Source organism: Nautilia lithotrophica (assembly GCF_054656815.1).
Window position 1 is genome coordinate 204,074 of the sequence record NZ_BAAHXN010000002.1, and the last position, 23,959, is coordinate 228,032.

The 23,959-nt window shown below is 30.4% G+C and carries 25 protein-coding genes; 17 read left to right on the forward strand and 8 right to left on the reverse strand.

Annotation, left to right across the window (positions count from 1 at the left end; genetic code table 11):
- Window positions 1-22: 22 nt before the first annotated feature.
- The 4 genes from ACYQ19_RS05585 to ACYQ19_RS05600 form a co-directional block, all read right to left on the reverse strand.
- Window positions 23-3,091 carry an efflux RND transporter permease subunit gene (locus ACYQ19_RS05585; RefSeq protein WP_459978448.1) on the reverse strand — a complete coding sequence of 1,023 codons (3,069 nt, stop codon included), beginning with the start codon at window positions 3,089-3,091 and terminating at the stop codon, window positions 23-25.
- 76 nt (window positions 3,092-3,167) lie between these two features.
- Complete coding sequence (locus ACYQ19_RS05590) at window positions 3,168-4,247, reverse strand: efflux RND transporter periplasmic adaptor subunit (protein WP_459978449.1); 1,080 nt, start codon at window positions 4,245-4,247, stop codon at window positions 3,168-3,170.
- A complete protein-coding gene (locus ACYQ19_RS05595; protein ID WP_459978450.1) occupies window positions 4,244-5,506 on the reverse strand; it encodes a TolC family protein in 1,263 nt (420 codons plus the stop codon). Before ACYQ19_RS05595 ends, ACYQ19_RS05590 begins: the two co-directional genes overlap by 4 nt.
- The gene (locus tag ACYQ19_RS05600) at window positions 5,503-6,063 is read right to left on the reverse strand and encodes a TetR/AcrR family transcriptional regulator (RefSeq protein WP_459978451.1); all 561 of its coding nucleotides are present in this window, start codon (window positions 6,061-6,063) and stop codon (window positions 5,503-5,505) included. The genes ACYQ19_RS05595 and ACYQ19_RS05600 overlap by 4 nt, the downstream gene beginning before the upstream one ends.
- A 76-nt stretch (window positions 6,064-6,139) precedes the next feature.
- On the opposite strand from ACYQ19_RS05600, the gene ACYQ19_RS05605 reads away from it, so the two are divergent.
- From ACYQ19_RS05605 to ACYQ19_RS05635, 7 genes are all read left to right on the forward strand, one after another.
- Window positions 6,140-6,727: a coiled-coil domain-containing protein gene (locus ACYQ19_RS05605; RefSeq protein ID WP_459978452.1), complete on the forward strand. Its 588-nt coding sequence runs from the start codon at window positions 6,140-6,142 to the stop codon at window positions 6,725-6,727.
- Window positions 6,728-6,883: 156 nt separating this feature from the next.
- Entirely contained in the window at window positions 6,884-7,684 is an 801-nt protein-coding gene (locus tag ACYQ19_RS05610; protein WP_459978453.1) for a hypothetical protein, read from the forward strand.
- Window positions 7,685-7,703: 19 nt separating this feature from the next.
- On the forward strand, window positions 7,704-9,905 hold the full coding sequence (locus ACYQ19_RS05615) for an FIST N-terminal domain-containing protein (protein ID WP_459978454.1): 2,202 nt from the start codon (window positions 7,704-7,706) through the stop codon (window positions 9,903-9,905).
- Window positions 9,898-10,986, forward strand: a complete 1,089-nt coding sequence (locus ACYQ19_RS05620) for a response regulator (RefSeq protein WP_459978455.1) — start codon at window positions 9,898-9,900, stop codon at window positions 10,984-10,986. Before ACYQ19_RS05615 ends, ACYQ19_RS05620 begins: the two co-directional genes overlap by 8 nt.
- Entirely contained in the window at window positions 10,979-12,664 is a 1,686-nt protein-coding gene (locus ACYQ19_RS05625; RefSeq protein WP_459978456.1) for an EAL domain-containing protein, read from the forward strand. The genes ACYQ19_RS05620 and ACYQ19_RS05625 overlap by 8 nt, the downstream gene beginning before the upstream one ends.
- A 2-nt stretch (window positions 12,665-12,666) precedes the next feature.
- A complete protein-coding gene (locus ACYQ19_RS05630) occupies window positions 12,667-12,957 on the forward strand; it encodes a hypothetical protein (RefSeq protein ID WP_459978457.1) in 291 nt (96 codons plus the stop codon).
- A 17-nt stretch (window positions 12,958-12,974) separates the two neighbouring features.
- Window positions 12,975-13,412, forward strand: a complete 438-nt coding sequence (locus tag ACYQ19_RS05635) for an ATP-binding protein (protein WP_459978458.1) — start codon at window positions 12,975-12,977, stop codon at window positions 13,410-13,412.
- Here ACYQ19_RS05635 and ACYQ19_RS05640 read toward each other — a convergent pair.
- On the reverse strand, window positions 13,409-14,212 hold the full coding sequence (locus ACYQ19_RS05640; protein WP_459978459.1) for a ferritin-like domain-containing protein: 804 nt from the start codon (window positions 14,210-14,212) through the stop codon (window positions 13,409-13,411). The two genes, ACYQ19_RS05635 and ACYQ19_RS05640, sit on opposite strands and share 4 nt — an antisense overlap.
- A 93-nt stretch (window positions 14,213-14,305) precedes the next feature.
- On the opposite strand from ACYQ19_RS05640, the gene moaA reads away from it, so the two are divergent.
- The 8 genes from moaA to ACYQ19_RS05680 all read left to right on the forward strand — a co-directional run bounded on the left by moaA (window position 14,306) and on the right by ACYQ19_RS05680 (window position 20,506).
- Window positions 14,306-15,262, forward strand: coding sequence for a GTP 3',8-cyclase MoaA (gene moaA, locus ACYQ19_RS05645; RefSeq protein WP_459978460.1), 957 nt, complete (start codon window positions 14,306-14,308; stop codon window positions 15,260-15,262).
- Window positions 15,263-15,343: 81 nt separating this feature from the next.
- A complete protein-coding gene (locus tag ACYQ19_RS05650) occupies window positions 15,344-16,138 on the forward strand; it encodes an SIR2 family NAD-dependent protein deacylase (protein WP_459978461.1) in 795 nt (264 codons plus the stop codon).
- Window positions 16,139-16,147: 9 nt separating this feature from the next.
- Entirely contained in the window at window positions 16,148-16,534 is a 387-nt protein-coding gene (locus ACYQ19_RS05655) for a hypothetical protein (RefSeq protein WP_459978462.1), read from the forward strand.
- On the forward strand, window positions 16,531-16,887 hold the full coding sequence (locus ACYQ19_RS05660; protein WP_459978463.1) for a gamma-glutamylcyclotransferase family protein: 357 nt from the start codon (window positions 16,531-16,533) through the stop codon (window positions 16,885-16,887). The genes ACYQ19_RS05655 and ACYQ19_RS05660 overlap by 4 nt, the downstream gene beginning before the upstream one ends.
- A 49-nt stretch (window positions 16,888-16,936) precedes the next feature.
- Complete coding sequence (locus ACYQ19_RS05665; protein WP_459978464.1) at window positions 16,937-17,596, forward strand: response regulator transcription factor; 660 nt, start codon at window positions 16,937-16,939, stop codon at window positions 17,594-17,596.
- Window positions 17,589-18,719, forward strand: a complete 1,131-nt coding sequence (locus ACYQ19_RS05670) for a sensor histidine kinase (protein ID WP_459978465.1) — start codon at window positions 17,589-17,591, stop codon at window positions 18,717-18,719. The genes ACYQ19_RS05665 and ACYQ19_RS05670 overlap by 8 nt, the downstream gene beginning before the upstream one ends.
- Window positions 18,720-18,809: 90 nt before the next feature.
- Window positions 18,810-19,733: a DUF2202 domain-containing protein gene (locus ACYQ19_RS05675; RefSeq protein WP_459978466.1), complete on the forward strand. Its 924-nt coding sequence runs from the start codon at window positions 18,810-18,812 to the stop codon at window positions 19,731-19,733.
- Window positions 19,730-20,506, forward strand: a complete 777-nt coding sequence (locus tag ACYQ19_RS05680) for a DUF4405 domain-containing protein (protein WP_459978467.1) — start codon at window positions 19,730-19,732, stop codon at window positions 20,504-20,506. Before ACYQ19_RS05675 ends, ACYQ19_RS05680 begins: the two co-directional genes overlap by 4 nt.
- 16 nt (window positions 20,507-20,522) lie before the next feature.
- Here the strand turns inward: ACYQ19_RS05680 and ACYQ19_RS05685 are convergent, their stop codons facing one another.
- Together ACYQ19_RS05685 and ACYQ19_RS05690 are read right to left on the reverse strand one after the other, a co-directional pair.
- The gene (locus tag ACYQ19_RS05685) at window positions 20,523-21,695 is read right to left on the reverse strand and encodes an ammonium transporter (RefSeq protein ID WP_459978468.1); all 1,173 of its coding nucleotides are present in this window, start codon (window positions 21,693-21,695) and stop codon (window positions 20,523-20,525) included.
- Between the two features lie 71 nt (window positions 21,696-21,766).
- On the reverse strand, window positions 21,767-22,105 hold the full coding sequence (locus ACYQ19_RS05690) for a P-II family nitrogen regulator (RefSeq protein WP_459978469.1): 339 nt from the start codon (window positions 22,103-22,105) through the stop codon (window positions 21,767-21,769).
- Between the two features lie 96 nt (window positions 22,106-22,201).
- Here ACYQ19_RS05690 and ACYQ19_RS05695 point away from each other — a divergent pair, with 96 nt between their 5' ends.
- A complete protein-coding gene (locus tag ACYQ19_RS05695) occupies window positions 22,202-22,474 on the forward strand; it encodes a hypothetical protein (RefSeq protein ID WP_459978470.1) in 273 nt (90 codons plus the stop codon).
- Here the strand turns inward: ACYQ19_RS05695 and purT are convergent.
- Window positions 22,453-23,622 carry a formate-dependent phosphoribosylglycinamide formyltransferase gene (gene purT, locus ACYQ19_RS05700; RefSeq protein WP_459978471.1) on the reverse strand — a complete coding sequence of 390 codons (1,170 nt, stop codon included), beginning with the start codon at window positions 23,620-23,622 and terminating at the stop codon, window positions 22,453-22,455. The genes ACYQ19_RS05695 and purT overlap by 22 nt on opposite strands.
- A 104-nt stretch (window positions 23,623-23,726) precedes the next feature.
- On the opposite strand from purT, the gene ACYQ19_RS05705 reads away from it, so the two are divergent.
- Window positions 23,727-23,957 carry a FeoA family protein gene (locus tag ACYQ19_RS05705; RefSeq protein WP_459978472.1) on the forward strand — a complete coding sequence of 77 codons (231 nt, stop codon included), beginning with the start codon at window positions 23,727-23,729 and terminating at the stop codon, window positions 23,955-23,957.
- Window positions 23,958-23,959: the final 2 nt, after the last annotated feature.

Here is a 23,959-nt window from a genome sequence, read left to right on the forward strand (position 1 = left end):
TTAATTAGAAGTGAAAAAAGGATTACTCTTTTCCCTTTTTTCTTCTAGGATCCGTTGAATATGCAAACATAGGAACGTAAACTAGTGTCAGAAAGGTTCCTATTAAAAGTCCTCCGATTGCCACATCAGCAATAGGTGAGAGTCTCTCAAGCCCGATAGCCTGTTCGAGGGCTATAGGGATCATTCCGGCAATTGTTCCGAATGCCGTCATCATTACGGGTCTGAACCTGATTTTAATAGCGGCGATTGCGCTTTCAAACGGCGCGATTCCCTGATGTTCGTATTCTTTATAGAAGTCAATCAATAATACCGCATTTTTAATTATAATACCAAAAAGCAGCAGTAATCCTACCATACTAGGCATACATGAAGGTTTGTTTGCAATTAAAAGCCCCCACATTCCGCCTATCATAGAAAGAGGAAGCACTACAATCATAATAAGAGATAATCTCAGTGAGCGGTAAACTACCATAAGCGTTAGAATAAGAACGATTACACCTATTACCACGGCTTTAATGAGTCTTGAAAATGCATCATTAAGCTCTTTCATATCACCTGATTGGTAATAATTATAAATCCCGTGTTCGTGCAATAGTTTATCGGCATCGTCGGTAATTTTACTGATAGCCCTTTTTTCCCTGTAACCCTGGGCTTCTATTGAATATTCTAAATCGTTTCTTTCGATTTTGCTATAAGTGAAATGTGTTTTGATAGTAGCAAGTTCACTTAAAGGAATTGTTCCGGTTTTTGTCGTGATAGGCAGCATTTTAAGGGTTTGAAGGTTTTTGGAATAATCACCTAAAAATCTTACCCTAACAAACTGCACGTTCATAGACGCAAGTGAGCTTGAAATAGATGCAATTTGGTCTTTTATCGCTATTTGCGATACGATGGCAGCAGGGGTTAGTCCGTAGCTTAAGGCTTTATTTTTATCAATAACGATTTCCGCTTCTAAGAAATCTTTATCCCAGCTAATCATCGTTGTTGTGAGTCCTTTGATATTTTTTATTATATTTTCCGCTTCTTTCGCTTTTTGAGGCAGGTTTTCATAGTTTTCACTTCTGAATTCAATTGCCAAAGGTGCGTTAATTGTAGAAAGAGCGGTGGCGCCATAATCAAACACCGCAAGGTTTTTAATGCCTTCTATTTTTGCAAGTTCGTCTCTTACTTCTTTTTCAAGATTCCATATACTTCTTTTTCTGTGAAACCTGTCAACGGCGATTATTGTCATGCCTATGCTGTTTCCGCCTCCGTTTCCACTGATTGATAATACACCCTGTTCAGTTCCGATGGCGATTGAGCTTTTTTCAAGCCAAGGCTGTTTGTTCAGCCATTCAAGAAATGGTTTAAGTCTTTTAGCGCTTTCATCAGCGTTTAGGTTTGAAGAGAATTCTATTTTGGCTTTCATAATTCCCGTATCCATCGGAGGCATAACGTCCCTTCCGATTGTTGGGACTATGTTTTTCATTGTCATTGCCAGCACTATAACCGCACCGGCTATTAATAAAAATCTTCTAAAAATTTTGAATTTTCCGTTTGAGAATTTAAGGATACCCACATACGGGGTTATAAGTTTTGCAATCGTTTTTTGATAAAGGGCTTCAAAGAATTTTTCAAATTTTGTTTTATTTGTTCCGTTTTTATAAAGATATTCGGAAAGTTTTGGAATGAATGTTACGGATAAAAACCAGCTGATCAGTAGTGCTACAATTAATGTTTCAATTAGAGGTCTGAATATTTTTTCAGGATATCCGCCTACAAACATTAAAGGAAAAATAATCGCGATAGTAGATATTGTTCCGGCAAATACCGGCATTAGCACTTCTTTTGTTCCGTTGTAAATGGCTTTTTTTAACTCTTCCCCTTCTTCAAGGTGACGTTCTATGTTTTCAAGAACGACCACGGCATCGTCTGTAAGCATTCCGAGTGCCAAGATGATTGCCGTATAGATAATTACATTCAATTCTCCACCGGTTAAATAAAGAAACGCCAAAACACCGAAAAATACCATAGGAATTGAAATGGCGGCCGCAGCAAGGGCCCTTAAATTTGCAAGGAAGATTAAAAGCACCATAAGTGTAAATATAATGGCGTCACGCAAAGCTTCAATCATATTAATATTTGCGGTTTCTACGATGTTTCTTTGAGTGTCAGAAACACTTACTTTGATATTAGGATACTCTTTTTCGATTTCTTTCATCATTTCTCTTGCGGCGTCACTTGTCGCAAGAAGGTTTCCACCAGGAGCCCTCTGGACCGATACGGCGATTGAAGGCAAGTTGTTTCCTATATATGCGCTGTTATTTGTTTTGTAGCTCCATTTGACTTCAGCAATGTCCGAGAGTTTGAGGTTTGGTTTAATAAAAAGGTTTTTCAGTTTTTTAATGTCGCTCTCATTCCCGTAAAATGTAAGCGTTAAAAACGAGTCTTTGCTTTTAATAAACCCTATAGGCAAATCGATATTTGAGGTTTTAAGAACTTTTATGAAATTATCAAGAGTTAGTCCGTATTTTTCCATTTTAAGAGGGTCTATTTTAATCATTATAGAGCTTTGATATCCCCCGAAAATTTCTACGTTACCAATGTTTTGGTTGCTTAAAAGTTTTGGTTTTATAAAGCTGTCTGCTATTTTTCTAATTTCCGGAAGTGTAATTGAGTCGTTTTTAGGACTTAACGAAAACACATCCACAGGAGCCGTAAACGCACCTACAATATAAATCGCAGGAGTAGATCCTTCGGGCAGTTTCCCTTTGATTCTGTTGAGTGCGTTAGATACGTCAACCGCCGCAGATTGAAGCGTTTTTTTGTAATTAAAAATTACGTGAACGATTGAGAAGTTCGCAACGTTTGTCGATTTTATTTCATATATATTGCTAAGCGTTGCCATTTCCTCTTCTATCGGTTTTGAAACCGTCGTAGCTACAACGTTTGCAGGAGCACCCGGAACCTGGGTGAAAATTACCACTTCCGGTCTGTTTGAATCCGGAAAGAGGTTTTTTGGCATTTTTATAAGTCCGATAATTCCGAATACGAACATACCAAGTATAATCGCAAACAGAAAATGCGTCCTTTTATGAAAAAATTCAAACATTTTTATCCTTTGGTATATTAGTTATTTGTATATTTGTCATTGGTATATTGGTGTTTAATTTTCCATTTTCCATTGTTTAATTTTCCATTTTTACGGGATATCCCGCTTTTATTCTTAATAATATATCCGGTTTTGCCACTACTACGGGGCTTGTTATATTTTGATCTATAAGGGCGTATTTTTCACCCTGAGCAAGTATTTTTATCTCTTTTATGTCGGTTTTATTGCCGTTTACTATAAAAATGTAATTTTGCCCATCAATGGTTAATATTGCGTCATATGGTAAAAAAACACCTTTTCCGCTGTATTCCACCACTCTTATATTTACCTTTTCCCCGTTAAGAAGTGTCGCATCTTTTACGTCGGCTTTGAATGTTTTTAACGAATTAAACGTGTTGTTCAAAGGTTTAAGATCATAAATTCTGTTTTTATATAAGATTTGTTTATAATCTTTTGGTAGAGTTATAAAAAGATAGTTTCCGTTTTTAGGCGTAATTTTAAGTATAGGTTTGCCCATAAAAGCTATGTCGTTTTTGTTGAGCATTTTAGCGCTTATAACGCCGTTGATCGGTGATTTTAATGTTGTATATGAAAGATTGTTTAAAACTGCCTTTTTATTGGCATGTAATGCTTTAATAGTGTTTTTATCCGCTTTAATCTGTGCTTTGAGGGTTGCTATTTTACTCTCTTCCGTTTGATACTGCTCGATTGACGCCATTTTTACATCAAGAAGCTGTTTTGTTCTTTCGTGTGTTGCAAGCAGGTTTTTTAGATTTATCTTTTCTGCGGAAAGTTTGTTTTTAATAGAAGCGATTTGAGAATTTATCTCTTTTAATTTCGCATTTAAATCACTGCTGTCGATTTTTGCAACAATTTCGTCTTTTTTTACTTCATCACCCAGGTTTTTGATATATAAAACTTTCCCCGTAAATTTAGTATTAATTAGCACTTCATTATCATTTTTTACGGTTGCAATATAAGGCAGGGTTATTGTTTTGTTTTCAACAATAGGGGTAAATGTTTTTACAACTATTGCAATTTGCTGTGCGGGAGGCAGTTTTTCGTCCACCGCCTGTCTTTTTTTAATAAGTTTCATACCGCTTATGGCAAGAATTACCGCAAGTAATACCGGGATTACGATTTTTAATATTTTCATTTGAACACCTTTTTAAGATTTTTTCCATAAATTAACGCTTTTTGTGCAATTAATGTGTTTTTGAGTGCAATTAAATTTGCAAGCTCGGCTTTTGCTTTTACCAGGTCATCTTCATATTTCAGATACTCGTCAACCGTCATTGTGTTAAGTTTGAACGCTACTTTTGCACCTTTTAAAAGTTCTTCTTTTAATGTTATTGATTCTTTGGTTAATAAAAGCTGTTTTCTGATTTCTTTTAAGGATGCGTTGATATAATTTATCTGAGCGCTTAAATCCTTTAACGTTTTTTGTATTTCAAGGGATGTTTTTGAAGCTTCTATTTTTGCTTTTTGAATTTCAGAGCTGTTTTTTTTGTTAAAAATATCCCAGCTAATATAAATTCCGGCACTTGCCAAATCTTCAACAATGTCTTCATTTGTGTTATATGCTTTTGCAAAAGATCTGTTACCTTGAATTTTAAGCATAACTTTCGGATAGTTGGCCGCTTTTTTCGCATTTATATCATAATAGCTTGATTTGAGTTTTTCTTTGAGAGGTTTGATGGCAAAAAATTCACTTTTTTTTACATTATAAGAAGTAAAATTAACAGGCTTTGAAACTTCGGTGTTTGTCAGGGTATAAATTTTAGATTGGATATCCGCTATTTTTGTATTAATTTCAGAGATTTTATTTTCTATCATAATTAATGAATCTTTTAGTCTTAAAAGTTTGAATTCAGGTATCCTTCCGACTTCAACTCCTTTTTTAATGCCCTCATAAGTAGTTTGAACGGATTTTTGCTGGAAAATCAAAGCCTGTTTTAACTGATAAAGATAATTTAAATTACTGATATAAATAATTAAAGAACTTTGTCTTTTTAGCAGATTTATTTTTGCCTGATATTTTGTCGCTTTTAGCAAATGTTCCATTTTCTTTTTATTTTCATATATTTCTTTTATAAAAAGAGGCATTGAAAGTGAAAAACCTAATCGATAAATGTTTTTTGAAAACGGAAGGCTTCCACCACTTTTTATAATTTCGGTGCTTTGTGTAGGCGGCAAAGGAACTAAGCTGTTCGGTCTTGAAAAATGTTCTGCTGATGCATTAAGTGTGATTTTGGGATATAATGAGCTGACAACGCTTTTTTTATTCGTTTTCATCTCTTTAATCATTAGGTTGTCTATTTTAGTATCCGGTATTTTTTCTATTTTGGTTAATAGAGTGCCGATTGACTGGGCATTTAAAAAAACGGCCGCGGCTAAAATTAAACTCTTTTTCATTTGTGAGCCTTTATGTAGTGTATTATTGTTTGATATATTTCTGATGTGATGTCAAAGTCCTTTGTAAGTTTGTTTTCTTTTAATATACCGCTTATTTTTTCCCTTACTTTTAAAGTGTTTGCATAGGTGGTAAATGTTGAAACCACCATCGTCTGTATAAAAAACGGATTTAAATTCGTATCTTTTAAAATCAAGGTCAGATGTTTTAACGTTTTGGAAATTACTCTTAGCGTTTCGTTTTCTAAATGCATAGCTTCTGAGGTTATTTCTTTTGAAAACAATTTTGCGATGCAAGGATTTTTTATAAAAAATTCGCCTAATTTATAAATGTATTCTTTTAAATTTTCTTCGAGTGAGTTTTTTAATTCAAATTCGAGTTTTGAGAATTTTTCAACAAAAATTTCATTATACAGGGCTTTTTTGTTTTTGAAATGATAATAAATTGCCGGTTTGGTTATTCCGATTCGGTTTGCGATTTCTTCTAAAGAAGTGTTTTCATATCCTTTAGTTGCAAATAACTTCAGAGCCGTTTTTAAAATTTCTTCTTTTGTAGCCATTTTATTCCTTACTTACTGGTCGGTAAGTAGAATTGTAATACTTTTTTGATAAAATAGCAAGAAAAAAAGGTAAAGAATGAAAAAATTAGCTTTATTGGGTGTGGCTGCTGCGGTGCTTTTTGCTGCCAGCAGTGATGATATCAACAAAAAACTCGATTTACTTCTTCAAAAAATAGAACAGCTTGAGAAAAAAGTTGACAAAAAGGACGCTGAAATCGAAGAGCTTAAAAAAGAGATCAAAGTTCAGCAAAAAGAGATTAAAAAAAGTAACGAAGAAGTTAAAAAAGAAGTAAAAACCCAGCTTGCGGTTAAAAGTTGTAAAAAAATAAAAGTTGTAAGTATGCAATACAAATATCACGATGAAGTAATCCCTTATTATGATATTACGGTTACGCTTAAAAACGAATATCCGAAAAAAATAACTTATCTTTCCGGAAACCTTTACGTAGAAGATCAGGACAAAGTTAAAATTTTTAAAGATTTTATACAAAGGGATGTTGATTTGCCTGTAGGTGGTGAGATTACAATTAAAAAAACTCATCAGCTAAATTCGGATTTGGAACAATACCTTAAAGATGAAAAACCAGAAAATCTTAAAATTTACTTCGAAGTTATAAGAGCTGATTTTGCAGACGGAACGAATATAGAGTGCGGAATTTTTTAATTTCTTTCTTCCTTCTTTTTATCCACGTTAAAAATTAAATTCCTATATGTAAAAATAATGTAAAATTAATGTAATATTAATTTTAATTATATGTTTGAGTCATTTTATTTTAATATGTTATTATTCATATTGTTATGTCAAGTTAAGGAGAAAAAAATGGCTTCGTGTGAAGTTATGAAAAGTTTAATTGAAGATGTTTTTGTGCCTTTAAATAATTATTATAATCAAAATATTCATTCAGATTCTTCATTTCATAGACTATTTGGAATATATAAAATTGCACTTTTACCTTTTTATAATGATGAAGAAAATTACAATGTTGAAATGCAAAAATTACTTAAAATTTATAGTAATAAGAGTTTAATTTTAGATAAAGAAACGAAGAGTTTTTTTGAAATGTTTTTACTTTTATATATTAATTGGCTAAGAAAAAATAATCATAATGTTTTAAATAAGCTTTATGAGTTATTTGAAATAGAAAAGTTTGTCGAAATAAATAATTTTAATAACGTGATTTTAAATATTGATGACATGAATATCATAACACCAAATGAGTTATTAAGTAGTGAAGGGATTGATAAAGATCATTTAATTGATTTAAAAGAATTAATGAATGAATATTTTATATTAAGTGGTGATGATCAATTAATAAATGATGTTTATATTGAGAGTTTTATCAATTTTATTAAAGAATTAAATACTTTTTTAGAATATTATGATGAGTTTGCGTTTTTAAGACTTTTATTTGAAAAAATAATGAAAATTGTCAAAAAAATTGATTATACCAATTTAAATGAAGATATAAGTAAAGAAATAAAAATTACAATAGATGAAACTATGATATTAATTAAAAAATGGTTAAAAGAAGTTTTTGAAGAAAAAAAACAAATAAATATTAATTATATTGATGCATTAATTTTATCTTTAATAGTTAGATTAGAAATTTGTATAAAATAGAGTATACAAAAGGTTTTAAATGTTTGTTGAAAATTATTTATATGATGAAATTAAAAATTTAAATTTTAATAATGCATTAATATTAGTTTTTAGTAGTGAAATCAATAAGATTCATGAAATAATGAATACATTAACTTTAAATTCACCCACGTCTGAAATCGTTTTGGTTACGACGGATGGTGAAATTTTTAACCATTTTATCACTGAAAAAACAATTATTTCCGTAATAAAATTTCAAAGAACTAAATTCGAAGTTTATGTTGACTATCATCACGATTCTTATTTAATGGGTCAAAATATTGCAAAAAAATTTTCTAAAAAGCCAAAATTAATAATTACTTTTACTGATGCTTTTTATACAAACGCAGAAGAATATTTAAAAGGAATATATTCTGTTTATGACGATGTATTAGTATCAGGTGGAATGGCAGGTGATAAAGGAGAATTTAAAGAAACTTTTATCGGATATAATAAAAATATTTATTCAAAAGGGGCTGTGGCTATTGGATTGTTTAATAATGATCTTATTGTAGAAAACTACTCTTCTTTAGGATGGATTCCAGTAGGAATCGAACATAAAATAACAAAATCTAAAGGTGATGTTATCTATGAAATAGATAATAAACCTGCTATAGAGTTTTACAAAAAATATTTAGGTGAAAGACTTTCAAATAAACTTCCAAAAATAGGAATTGAATTTCCATTAATTGTTAACAGAAATAACAAATTTATTGCAAGAGCAATTTTGAAGGTAATTAATGATTCTGCTTTAAAAGTTGGAGGAAACGTAATTGAAGGAGAAATGGTATATATCGGAATAGGCTTTTTAGAAAATATTTTGCAAAATCATTTAGATAAATTAATAAATCAAAACTATGAATTATTCCTTGTTTTTTCTTGTATGGCAAGAAAAAGATTTTTAAAAGATAATATTATAAAGGAAACAGAACCATTTGCAGATGTTTCTAAAGTAAGTGGTTTTTTTACTTATGGTGAATTTTATAATAATCAGTTTTTAAATCAAACTTTTACATTATGTGCAATAAGCGAACAATTACTTAAAAAACCTAAAAAACTAAAAAATAAAGTAAATTGTAATAAAGATAATTATTCAAATTATATTGGATTACTCAATATTTTAAACACTATTGTAAAAGAATTTTATGAAAAAGAAAAAGAAGTTAAAAATTTAGAAAAATCTTTAAAAATAAAATCAGAATTAATAAATCATGTGGAAGATATTGAAAAAATTGCAACTTTTGAAATAGATTTAAAGAATGATTCTTTAAATAATGAAATGGCTATATTTGAATTTATTAAAATAAACAAAAAAGATTTTTTAAATAATATAACTTTTAATGAGAAAAAGATGATTATAAATTTTTTAAAAGAGCTTAATAATGAAAATTACATAGAAATTAAATCGACACAAGGCGATAGTTATGTAATTTTTGCAAAAAAAAGTGAAGATAAAATTTATGGAATAATAATTAATATTAGTGAAATAAGAAAAAAAGATGAAATGTTAATAGCACAATCAAGACTTGCACAAATGGGTGAAATGATCAATATGATAGCACATCAATGGAGACAACCTATAAATGCCATAAGTGCAACTATTATTAAATTACAACTTTTAATGGAATTAGATCAATTAAATAATGAAGATTTAAATAATTCATTAAATTTTATTTCTGAAACAATTCAGAATGTCTCTAAAACAATTGATGAGTTTTTAAATTTTTCAAAACCAATTTCTAAATGCGAAGAATTTAAAATAATAGAAGTGTTAGAAAATATTATGAAAATAATGTTAGCGCAACTTCAAAATCATAATATAAAAGTAGAGTTGGAAATTGATAATTATTCTATTAAAAGTTATAAAAAAGAGATAGAACATATAATTCTTAATTTATTAACAAATGCAAGAGATCAGTTAGATAAGATAAATAAAATTAACAAATTTATTATTATTAGAACATACCAAAAAAATGAATATAAAATAATTGAAGTTGAAGATAATGGCGGAGGCATAAAAGCTAAACCTTTAGAAAAAGTTTTTGAGCCTTATTATACTTCGAAAGAAAATGGAACTGGACTTGGGTTATATCTTTCGAAAAAAATTGCAAAAGAAAAATTAAATGGTGATTTATTAGTAGAAAATACTGAGAATGGAGCAAAATTTATACTTCGTTTTAAGGATTTGAACAATAATGTATAATGATATAAATATATTATGTGTAGAAGATGATAAAGTTACTTTAGACGTTTATGAATCTCTTTTTTCATTGATGTTTAATGAAGTTTTTTTGGCTAAAAATGGGAAAGAGGGTTTGGAAATTTTTAACAATAATAAAATAGACATTATTATTACCGATCAAAATATGCCATTTATGAATGGACTTCAAATGTCTGAAAAAATCAGGGAAAAAGATTTTACTATACCGATTATAATGGTAACTGCGCTTGAAGATTTAGATATATTAAGGAAATCTTTAGATATTAATATTACGGCATTTATTAAAAAACCATTAAGAAAAGATATACTTTTGTCTAAACTCGATTTTATTTCTAAATCAATAATCGCTGAAAGATTTTTAATAAAAGAACAAAAAAAATTTATAGAATATACTAAATATCAGGAAAGTTTAGCATATCAAAAAGAATCTAAAATATCAAAACTATATTTAGATCATAATATTAAGAAATATAAATTGGAATATTATTATATGCCAAAAGATATATTAGCTGGTGATGGTTTTTTAGTTAAAAATAATATTATTTTTTTAATAGACGCTATGGGGAAAGGTGTATCTGCTTCAATAACTTCAGTAATAGCTACTAGTTTTGTAGATTATTTAATAGATATGTATAACTCTATTGAAGAGATTGTTTTTCATTTTATTGAATTTATAAAAAAATTTTTGCTTGAAGGTGAAATTGTATCTTGTGGTTTTATAGAAGAAAAAGATGGTAAATTAAAATACGCTTTATTTTCAATGCCACCTATTTTGGCTGTTAAAAATGGAAAATTATATAAAATAAAATCTAATAATTTTGCAATTAATTTTAATACTCAAACGTTTCATACAAATACAATAAATGATGATTTTTTCAAGCTATTGGTATATACTGACGGGTTAAGTGAAGCAAAATATAATGATACTTTATATTATAAAAAAATGATGGAGGACTTTATTATTTCCAAAAATATAAATGAATTTATAGGTAAATTTAAAAAAAACTATATAAAAATAGAAGATGATATAACAATATTATTTTTAAAGGTTGACGATGAATGAAGATTTAAAAAAAGTAGGTAAAACATTAAGTGTATTATATGTAGAAGATGATGAAGATTCAAGAAACGAAACAGCTGAAATATTCAAATTATATTTTAAAGAAGTAGATACCGCAGTAGATGGGATAGAAGGTTTAGAAAAATTTGTTCAAAATAATTATGATATTTTATTTACAGATATATCAATGCCTAGAATGGACGGAATAAAATTAATTAAAGAAATAAGAAAAGTTAATGAAGATATAAAATGTGTAGTTATCACTGCTCATTCTGATATAGATTTTTTATTGGAAGTTATTAATTTACAAGTTGATGGATTTATATTAAAACCCATACAATATAAAAAATTATCTGATATGTTAAATAAAATTATTGAATCTATAAGAGCAAAGCAATTGATTGAAAATTATCATAAAATAATTGAAAAAGAACTTGATGAAAAAACAAAAGAATTGGCATTAAAATATATTACAGATGATATAACTGGATTATTAAATAGACATGCGCTCAATGAAGAATTAAAATTTTTAAAATATGATACTTCATTAATTTTATTCGATATAAATGATTTTAGCACTATAAATTTAGTTTATAGTTATGAAAAAGGTGATAAATTATTAAAATATTTTGCAGATTTTTTAAAGCATTTTGTAAAAGAAAATAAAATATTTAGAATAGAAGCTGATAAATTTACAATTTTAACTGATAAGAATAAAGAAGAAATTATTAATTTAAGTAATCAAATAATTCATGAATTAAATAGAAAATATTTTACTATAGAAAATGATAAAATTTACGTTGACATAAATATAGCAATAGCATATAGAACGGATAATCTTTTTAAAAAAGCAAGATTGGCATTAGAAGAAATTAAATTACATAAAAAAAATAAAATAAATTTTTATGATGATGATTTAGAAATTGAAAAATTTAAAAGGAAAGTAAATATAATTAAACCTCTTATAGTAGAAGCTTTAAAAAATGATTTAATAATTCCTTTTTTTCAACCTATTATAGATAACAAAACGAGGGAAATTGCGAAATTTGAAGTTCTCTCAAGAATTAAATTGTCAGATAAATTAATTTATCCAAATGATTTTATACCAATAGCAGAACATACCAATTTAATAGGGAAAATTACTAGAATAATGATTGAAAAAACTTTTAAAATTGCTTCTGAGAATGATTTTATTTTTTCTATAAATATAAGTGAAAAAGATTTGGCAGATGAATATTTCATAGACTTTTTAAAAGATACATTAAATAAATATAAAATCGATCCTCAAAGGATTACTTTTGAAGTATTAGAAAATATTTCATCTAGAGAGATTGAGCATTCTATATTAAAATTAAGAGAATTAAAAAATTTAGGGTTTAAATTGTCACTTGATGATTTTGGAACGCAAAGTTCAAATTTTGAAAAAATTTTGCTGTTAAATTTAGATTATGTAAAAATTGATGGAAAATTTGTTAAAAATATTGTGGAAGATGAAAAAAGTAAAAAAATTATCAAGATTATTAAGAAACTAGCAAATAGTATAAATGCAAAAACGATTGCTGAATATGTAGAGAATGAAGCGATTTTTAACATACTAAATGAAATGAATATTGAATATTCTCAAGGATATTATTTTTCAAAACCTGTTGATAATGTAAATAAATTTATTAAAAGGATTTAATAATGGTTAATATCAAGATTAAAACAAATAATATAAAAATAGTTGGAAATATTACTAGCATAGAAGATTTTGAAATAATAAAAAAATCCATAGAGTCAGTTTTAAAAAAAGAAAAAAGTTTAATAATAGAAATTATAGATTCAATTTATATAACTTCTTCACTTGTAGGATTACTATATAAATTAAAAGAAAAAGATGGGATAGATATATCAATAAAAATAGGTAAAAATGAGTTAAAAGAAGTGTTTGAAGATTTGAATTTATTGGATATATTTAAAATTTCAATGATTTGATTTTTATAAGAGCTTACATGTTATTAGAAAAAAAAATTATTAAAACTAAAAAGTCAGATATAAAAACAACTATTAATTGGTATGAAAAGATTTTAAATAAATATAATGTTGATTTAAAAGCATTATTAATATTTAATGAATTACTTATGAATGCTTATGAACATGGGAATTTAGGTTTGAAAAATAAAGATAAAATGATTTTAGAAAACAAATATGAAAATTTTTTAAACGAAAAAGAACAATATTGCAAAAAATTAATAAAAATATTTTTTTATAGAGTGGGTAATTATTTTATAACTAAGATTTGTGACGAAGGTAATGGATTCGACATTTATTCAATTAATATAAAAAAATATAGTGGTAGAGGTATTTTTATTTCTAGAAAATTATCTGATGGTTTATTTTATAATAAAAAGGGAAATAAGGTTTGTTTTTTTATAAAAAATAAAAATTAACACTCTATTTTTTCATTTAAAATTTTAAGCTCTTTGCACGTAAAGCCGGCTTTCAATCTGGCGGCTACGTTTAAATCTTTTTTCTTCCAGTCTTTGAAGAAATTATCCACTATTTTAAAATATGTTTCAATCGGCTCAAGACCCTGTCTTTGACATTCCCATTTAAACCATTTATCGCCTTTTTGAACGTGCGGGATTTCTTCTTTTAAAATAATGAGAAGCGCGTCGATTACCTCCTGTGCAAACGGATCGTTTGTTTTTGAGAGCCTGTTTATTATTTTTTCATTTGCGTCAAGTCCGCCCGCTTCATACCATCTCGGTATTATCGCCATACGGCTTAACAGATCCTGGGTTTTTTGACTCGCTTCAAAAAGAGAATTGTGAACGGGAAAATCTCCGTATTTATAGCCTGTTTTTTCAAGAAGGGAATTAATCATTTTATAATGTCTTATTTCATCTTCCGCAACTTCAAGCCAATCGTAATAGTATTCTTCAGGTAAATTTCTGAATCTGTAACATGCATCCAATGCCAGGTCAATTGCGCTGTATTCAATATGAACTATTGCATGCAGTAAAACGGCTTTTTTTTCCGGTGTTTCAAATCCTCTTCGTCTTGGAACGCGAGCAGGATGGACTATTTCACAGAAATCCGAGTAGCTCGGATTTTCGAAAATTTTAGGTTTTTCATCCGATTTAAAGTCTAAATTATCTCTTTTATCCCACAATTCATAAAACATTTCAAATTTTTGATTTATATCGCTGCACTGAATTATTTTTTCCAAATTTTTATAAAAAGACATCTTTTTTTCCTTTTTTGTGCTACAATTTTTAAAGCGTTATATTTAAGTATATATAACCAAAAAGTTATTTTATTATAACATTAAAGGTTTAAAATGTTAATCGACAAGTTTGATAGAAAAATAGATTATATAAGGGTGTCTGTAACGAGCAGGTGTAATTTCAGATGTCTTTACTGTATGCCAAATACCCCGTTTGAATGGGAACCTCATGAAAATATCCTGCGGTATGAAGAGATGTTTGAATTTTTGCGTCTTGCGATTGACGAAGGAATAAACAAAATCCGCCTTACAGGCGGTGAGCCGCTTTTAAGGAAAGATTTGGATGTGTTTGTTAAAATGCTGCACGATTACAAGCCGGAACTGGATCTTGCGCTTACAACCAACGGATATTATCTTAAAGAATATGCCAAAAAGCTTAAAGACGCGGGACTTAAGAGGGTAAATATGTCTCTTGATTCCCTAAAACCTAAAACGGCGGCAAAAATTGCGCAAAAAGACATGCTTGAAAAAGTTTTGGAAGGTCTTGATGAAGCTCTTAAAGTCGGTTTAAAAGTAAAACTCAACACGGTGGTTATGCAGGGTATTAATGATGAAGAAATAGTGGATCTTTTGGATTTTGCAAAATCCAAGGGTGTAACGATAAGGTTTATAGAATTTATGGAAAACGAAAGAGCTTATCCGGGAATAAAACGTGTGGATTCAAAAGTTATACTCGATAAGATAAAAGAAAAATACAATTTTAAAGAACTTCCAAAAGACAACAGCGCCAGCAGGTATTTTGAAATGGAAGACGGGTATATATTCGGTATAATCGAACCTCATAACGAAGACTTTTGCAAAAGCTGTAACAGAATCCGTTTAACTGCTGAGGGTTATCTGATCCCATGTCTTTTCTTTACGGAAAGTTATAATATAAAAGAAGCGTTAAGAGAAGGGAATATTCAAAAAGCCGCCGAAATTTTAAGAGAGGTTGTTGCTAATAAACCGGAAAAAAACGACTGGCAGGAAGATGAGGTTTCAACAAGAGCGTTTTGGGAAACGGGAGGATAATGTTGATGGCAAATGGACAATGTAAAATGATGAAAAGTTTTTAACTTTAAAAACCTTTAATAATTTAATCAAAGGAGGGGAATGGAAGAAATTAAAAAAGCCGCAAGAGCAATAAAAGAAGCAAAATATCTTCTAATAGCCGCAGGCGCCGGGATGGGGGTTGACAGCGGACTGCCTGATTTCAGGGGTAATGAAGGATTTTGGAAGGCGTATCCCGTGGCCGAAAAACTTGGGCTTAATTTTCAGGCTTTGGCAAATCCGAGATGGTTTGATATAAATCCGAAATTGGCATGGGCGTTTTACGGGCACAGGCTCAATATGTACAGAAACACTACGCCACATGAAGGATTTAACATACTTCTTAATATGCCTCATAATAAATTCGTATTTACCTCAAACGTGGACGGGCATTTTCAAAAAGCGGGATTTAGTGAATTGAAAGTTGTTGAAATCCACGGAAGCATTCATTATCTGCAGTGCAGTGAACCATGCAGTGAAAGTATCTGGGAAAACAACGAAACAATAGAAATAGACGAAGAAAAATTTGAAGCTATGAATTTCCCGCTTTGTAAAAACTGCAAAACAATAGCAAGACCCAATATTTTGATGTTCAGTGATCTTAGGTTTGTGGATAAAAGAGTGAATCTTCAGCTTGCGAGATTTGAGTATTGGCTTTCACAAATTAACGATAAACTTGTTATAATTGAAATCGGTGCCGGTAAAGCGGTGCCGACCGTAAGAATGATGAGCGAGAAAATCAGAAGAAATTTTGATTCGACTCTTATCAGAATAAACCCGCTTGAAGCAGATGGTGCCGATATTCAGATAAAAAAAGGCGCACTTGAAGCATTGAGAGAAATAAGAAAATTTATTTAAAGGAAAAAAATGAAAAAAATTTTATCTATTGGAATGATTGCGGCGTTTGCGTTTGCTTTTAATTTAAACCAGACATACACATGCGATACATTGGGGCTTAGTTTTAAAGAAAACAACCAAACTTACAATATACCTAATAACGTAAAAACAAATGAACAATTAAAAAAAACACTTAAAGCTCTATACAGCGTAAAAATAAAACCGCAGGAAAAACAGCTTGTAATTTATGTGGATGATAAAAACGATACGCTTGATTTTGTGAAATTGATTGACAATAAAGTATCTCTTTATAAAACCAAATCATCTGATTTATTCATACTCACCGATCCTAAATCGTCACAAATCGGTATTAGCATTCCGTCACAAAAAATGATAATTTATTATCAGTGTAAATGAAAATATTTGTTTACGGAAGTCTGAAAACAAACAAAAATCTGCATTTTTATCTCAAAAACGCCAAGTTTTTGGGATATGCCAAAACCGCTAAACGCTATCCTTTAATAATTAGCAAATCGGGGTGGTATCCTTATCTTTTAAATTGCCCCGGAAAAGGTTTTTTTGTAAAAGGTGAAATTTATGAAATTGACTATAATCTTTTAAAAAGACTTGATAGGTTAGAAGAAGTTCCTCATTATTATAAGCGTAAACTCATTAATGTAAAATTTAACGGCAAAACAATAAAAGCCTACACATATTTTTATGCAAAAAATAAAAAATATTTAAATAAAGATCTGCTTGAAGAATTTTAGTTTAGATTTGGTTTAATTTTGTAAGATAATATAAAACAAAAAGGCTGAAATGAAAAGAAAAATATTAATAGTGGAAGATGACGTTTCTTTAAATGAAACAATTAAAGAGTTTTTGGATCTGAATGACTTTGAAAACGTGAGCGTATATGATGGTGAAAGTGCCGTCAATAAAGCTTATGAAAAAAATTTTGATTTAATTCTTTTGGATGTCAAACTTCCCAATAAAAACGGATTTGACGTGGCAAGAGAAATAAGAAAATTTAATGATGTGCCGATTATTTTCATTACTTCCCTTGATAGTGAGAAAGATGTCGAAAAAGGGTTTTTAAGCGGCGGGGACGATTACATAAGAAAACCTTTTTCACTTAAAGAGTTGAAGTTCAGGATTGACGCAATTTTACGAAGGTTGTATGGAAATAGTGAAATGGTTGAGTTGGGTGATGGGTTTACATTTGATGTCAAAAATTTAGAACTTTTAAAAAATTCAAAGCCTGTTCATTTAAAGACAAAAGTTGCAAAACTTTTAAACCTTTTCATAAAACACAGAGGTGAAATTTTAAGTAAAGACAAAATTTTCAGTGAGATATACGATTATGATGAAACGCCTAATGAGGCTTCATTAAGAACATTTGTAAAAACTTTAAGAAACATACTCGGAAATCAAAAAATCGAAACCATTAAAGATGTAGGATATAGATTTGTTGGCTGAAAAGAAAAGTTTAAGAAGATTTTTATTTATTTATATAATATCAACTTTATTACTTGTTGGAATAGGGGAGTGGTTTTATTACAAATCAAAAGTTCATGCAGAAATCGATTCTCAGGTTGCCTCTTTAAGTAATGAATTAAAACTTTTTTTGGCAGAAAACAGAGGAATGTTAAGAAGTTTGAGGTTTTCTCAAAATTATGAAATAGGAAAAGAAAAAGATATAAAAATTGTAATATATAAAGATGGCAAGTATATGTTTGGAAATTTTAAGCCTGTGAAGGTGTTTTGGAACAAAGAATTCTGGGTTGATAATAAGAACATTTATTATTTATATACATTGCCAAAGCCTTGGGGAAAAGTGGATATAGTTGTAAGTAAACCGATTGATAAGTCAAAAATATTCGAATTAAAAAAGCAATTATTAGTGTTTAATTTATTTGTTTTTATTATAATCGTATTAACGGCTGTAATTCTTGGAAAAATTTTTTTAAAACCCCTCAAAAGCAGTATAGAAATGCTTGAAGATTTTATTCGTGATGCTACACATGAAATGAACACGCCTATAAGTGTGGTATTAACCAATATCGAGATGCTTAAAATGAAAAACATAGAATCAAAAGAGCTTCAAAGAATTGAATTTTCTGCAAAAAGGCTTGAAAAGATTTTTAAAGACCTTGCTTTTGTGAGGCTTAATCATAAACAGAAAAAAGAGTTAACAGATATAAATTTAAAAGATTTATTGAAAAAAAGAATAGAAATTTTTCAAACCATTATAGAAAATAAAAATATAGAAATAAACAGAGATTGTGAAGATGTTTTTGTAACGGCTGACAGGGAAGATATGATAAGACTGGTTGACAATCTGCTCTCAAACGCAATTAAATATTCCCCTCAAAATGAAAAAATTTATATATCTTTGCAAAATAAAGAACTATCTATTTCAAATATAGGTGAAATAAAAAATTTAAATAAAATAACTAAAAAATTTTACAGAGAAGACCAAAATGAAGGCGGGTTTGGTCTTGGATTATACATTGTTAAAAAAATCTGCGATTACTACGGGTTTGAGTTTACCATCTACAATGATAAAGGCTTTGTAAAAACTATCGTTAAATTTAACTAGTCTTATTTTCAAAATCTGAACTTTATTTCTGAGTTTATATTCAGTTTACTTCTAATGTTTATAATTTCTAAAACTTTTAAGGAGGATGAAATGAAAAAATTGATAATTCCGATATTTGTTATTGGCATGGGTATTCAGGTGTTTGCGTTGAATAATCTGTCACCAATAGAAGATATGGTGATTAATATTCCAAAATCAACATTAAGCGTAAGAGAAAAAAAAGATTTGTTACATATGAGAGAAGAGGAGAAACTTGCAAGGGATGTGTATTTAACTTTATACAAAAAATGGGATTTGCCTGTGTTTAAAAATATTGCACGAAGTGAGAGTTGGCATATGCATATGATAAAAGTTTTGCTTGATAAATACAATTTACCTGATCCAGTGGATCAGAGCGGTAATCAAGTCGGGGTATTTAAAAATAAAAAACTTCAAAAACTATACAATACTTTAGTTGCAAAAGGATATAAATCTTTGATAGATGCGTTAAAAGTAGGAGCGACAATAGAAGATGTGGATATTTATGATCTGCAAAAGGCTATAGAAAATACGGACAATAAAGATATAACTCTTGTATATCAAAACCTTGAAAAAGGAAGCCGTAACCATATGAGGGCATTTGTGGGAATTCTCAGAAGATACGGAAGTGATTATACCCCTCAGTATATAAGCGTTCAAGAATTTAATGAAATACTTGCTAAAAAACATGAAATGGGAATGGCTAATTTAAAAAATGTTTCTAATGAAATAGAGGGAGAAGTGATTAAAATTTATAAACTTCCAGGAATTGTAAACAAAAAAATAAATTGGTGGATGATTGATATAAAAACCGCTAACGGAATTGTAAAAGTGGCCGTAACAACTGACTTTTTGTATAAAACATTAAATATAAAGGCGGGGGATATTGTGAATATTAAAGGTTACAAAGGTATTTACAGCTTTGTTACATGTGAAATTGAAGACAAAACAAGCGGGTTTAAACTTCAAAACAGATTTAAAAGGTGTAAAAATTGAAAAGAAAATGGATAGATCTTCTGCTTTTTTATGCAACGCTAATGATTATTATAAGCGGTATAATATTATATATTATGCCGCACGGGCGTGTTGCGTATTTTACGGGATGGAAATTTTTGGGTGTGGATAAGGACGGATGGGATAATATCCATGTGATTTTCGGATTTTTAATGGTTGTGGTGGCTGTTTGGCATATTTTAATAAACTGGAAAGTTATGAAAAAATACCTACTGCAAAAAGAATCGGTTTTCGCGCTTTTGATAACATCAGTTATTACCGCGGGAACCATTGCAAACGTTCAGCCGTTTAAAAGTGTCAGTGATTTGGAAGAAATGATAAAAGATTCATGGGAAGTTAATAAAAAATCCGTTCCGATTTCACACGCAGAATTAATGACGTTGAAAGAGTTTTGTGAAAGATTAAATATAAACCTTAATGGGGCAGTTAAAAAATTAAAATCTAAAAATTTTAAATTTAGTATAAATGATACTCTTAAAACAATAGCAAAAAATAACAATACAACGCCTGCTGATATTTATGAAATCATAAAAAACGCTAAAGCAGTTGCAGTTATGCCTGGCAGTGGATATGGAAAAATGAGACTTGAGGATGTATGTAAAAAAGAAGGGATCAAAATTGATAAATGTCTTAAAATACTGAAAAATAAAGGCATAAAAGCCGATCCTAAAAAAACGTTAAGAGAAATTGCATTTCCTAACGGACTGACACCGATTGAGATTATGGATATGATTAAAAAACAAGAAGATATTTAAAAGAGAAAGGGCTTAATTAAATAGCCCTTTTAAATTCAGGATAGCTTTCAATCCCGCATTCGCTTACATCAAGTCCTTCAACTTCGTTGTCTTCGTCTGTTCTGAATTTAGTTAATTTGTTTATAGCAAAAATTACAATATAAGATATTACAAAGGCAAATACGCCAACAACCACAACACCTTTAATCTGGGCTATTAAACTAACACCGCTTCCCCAGATACCTGTAGCAATAGTTCCCCAAATTCCGTTAATTAGGTGAACAGAAAGCGCACCTACAGGATCGTCAATTTTTAATCTGTCAAAGAAAGGAACGGCATAAAATACGAGTGCACCACCTATTGCACCGATAATAAGCGCTGCATAAGGGCTAACAACGTCGGCACCTGCCGTAATTGCCACAAGTCCTCCAAGCGCTCCGTTTAAAATCATAGTAATATCAAATTTTCTATATTTAAGATATCCTAAAATCATTACAACAAGTCCGCCTATAAGGCCCGCATTGTTTGTATTCATTACAACAAGCGCAACCGTGTCGGCATTTTCTTTGCTTGATATGCTTCCTACGCTTCCGCCGTTAAATCCAAACCATCCAATCCATAAAAGCAGGGCGCCAAGAACCACCAAAGGAATATTACTTGCAGGAATTACTCTTACTTTTCCATCTTTAGAGTATCTTCCTTTTCTAGGCCCTATAATTAAAATAGCCGCAAGAAGCGCCCATGCACCTGTTGAATGGATAACTGTAGAACCTGCTAAATCATGCATACTTGAAATATCAAGTATTGAGCCGCCAAGCATATTGGCACCCCATGTCCAGTTTACCACAAGCGGATAAATAAGTCCCGCCATAAAAATAGTAAATATTGCAAGAGGAACAATTCTTGTTCTTTCACTAACACCGCCGCTCATAATGTTTACGGTTTTTCCAACGAATGCCATCTGGAAAAGAAACGCGGCATACATACTCATACTGCTTCCGTCCCATCCGCCAAAAGCCAGTGTATATCCCCAAAGGAAAAATACAAGGCTTGCCACGATATAGATCATTGTATTAACGGTTAATACAGCCGTTACGTTTTTTGTTCTTACGAGTCCCGCTTCAAGCATCGCAAAGCCAGGGACCATAAGAATAATGAGCGTAAAGGCGAACAACGCAAAAAAGGTATCAATTACCCATGCAAAGTCCATATTTTCTCCTTTTAATTTTTCTTATCTATTTAACTACTTCTCAACTTCACTACTTATTACTTAACTACTTACTATATCGCTTCTTCGTCTTCCTCTCCGGTTCTGATTCTGATTACTTTTTCCACAGGCATAACAAATATTTTACCATCACCAATTTTCCCTGTTCTTGCAGATTCGCTTATTGTTTCGATAACTTTTTCAACGTCTTCGTCAGCCACTACAAGCTCAATTTTAACTTTCGGTAAGAAATCCACTATATATTCCGCACCTCTGTAAAGTTCAGCGTGTCCTTGCTGTCTTCCGTGTCCCTTAACTTCGCTGATCGTCATTCCGTGAATTCCGATTTCAAGCAGGGCTTCTTTGACATCATCAAGTTTAAAAGGCTTGATAATAGCTTCTATTTTTTTCATATGCGCTCCTTTTTTTGATATAGTGTAATTGTATTAAACAAATTGTCTTAAAAATAAACGAATAGTGATTAAATTTTATACAAAAAAGGGCAAACAATGCAATATGATAAAGCTTTTGAAGAATATTTTCATAAAGTTAAACAGATTGTAGATTATGTAGATCCGGTTAAAATAGGCTATTTAAGTGAAAATGAATATAATAACGAATCATATGCCATAGCTCGTAAAACTTATAATAAAAAACTCTCTAAACATGAAATTATTTTAATTGTAAAAAAGGTGTTTGTCCATTTTTTTTCGGAAGATTATATAACGGATGAAGATAGTGAAAAAATAGGGGAAGAGATTTATAAAATTTTAATTTTTTGAATTAATAGTTCTGCTTGTTTTAGGGCTTCTTTTGCCTCTTTGTCACTGACCAACAGCACTCCCATTCTTCTTCCGGGATGACTTTCCGGCTTTCCGAATATTATAAATCTTGAATTAACCCTAAACACGGCAGGGTCAATTTCGAACCGAGGAATGTAAGAGTCTTTGTCCGCTTTAAACGCGGCACTGGCTCCCGGTGTTAAAAATTCAAATCCAAGCGGCAGATTAAGCACCGCTCTTATATGAAGGGCAAATTCGCTTTGTGACTGGGTTATAAGTGTAACAAGTCCGGTGTCGTGAGGACGAGGACTGACTTCTGAGAAATAAACCTCATCGCCTTTTACAAACATTTCAACCCCGAATATTCCTCTTCCCCCAAGTCCCTCTACAATTTTTCTTGCAATATCTTTTGCCCTGTTCAGAGCCGTTTCGCTCATTTCCATTTCCTGCCATGAAAATATATAATCCCCGCCGCTTTGAATATGTCCTATTGGTGGACAAAACACTATTTCATTGTCGTTTTTAGCCGTAAGTAAAGTTATTTCGTAATCAAAATGAATAAATTCTTCCACAATCAGCTCATCAGCACTTCCCCTTGCGTCGCTTTTGGCAAATTCCCATGCCGTAATTACTTCTTCCGGGCTTTTAACGATACTCTGCCCGTGTCCGGATGAACTCATGATAGGTTTTACAACTACGGGGTATCCGAGTCTGTCGCATGCGGCTTTTAAATCTTCGTAGGTTGAAACGAATTCATACTTCGAGGTTTTAAGCCCTAGTGTTTCTGCCGCAAACACCCTTATGTTTTTTCTGTTCATTGTTTTGTTTACGGCTTCTGCGTTTGGAATTACGTGTATTCCTTCTTTTTCCGCTTCAAAAAGCGCATCGATGTTTATTGCTTCTATTTCGGGCAGGACAAAATCCGGTTTTTCACGTCTGATTATATCCAGCACCTGGTCTTTGTTTTTCATATCTATTACGTAAGATTTTTGTGCCACTAAGCTTGCTGGGGCGTTTGGATATCTGTCAACGGCTATAACCTCACATCCGAGCCTGTTTGCTTCAATTGCAACCTCTTTTCCGAGTTCTCCGCTTCCAAGCAGCATAATTTTGATTGAATTTGATTTTAAAGGTGTGGAAAGTGTCATAATCATCCTTTTTTAAAGTGATTATAACATTTTTGATATTTATCAAGAAATAAAAATCAAACAATTGATATTATACGGAAAACAATATTTTATAAAGGTGAAGCATGAGGCTGAATGAATTAAAAATAGGAGAAAGTGCAACAGTTAAAAAAGTATATGCCAAAGAACCGCTAAAAAGCCGTCTTTTTGCATTCGGGATTGCAAAAGGACAGAAGGTCAAGGTTTTAAAACATACACTTGCAAAAAATACATTTGAAATAGAAATAGGCAATACCAAAGTCGCTCTCAGAGATGAGGAAGCTGCTGAGGTGGAAGTTGATAAAAGTGAACAATGAAA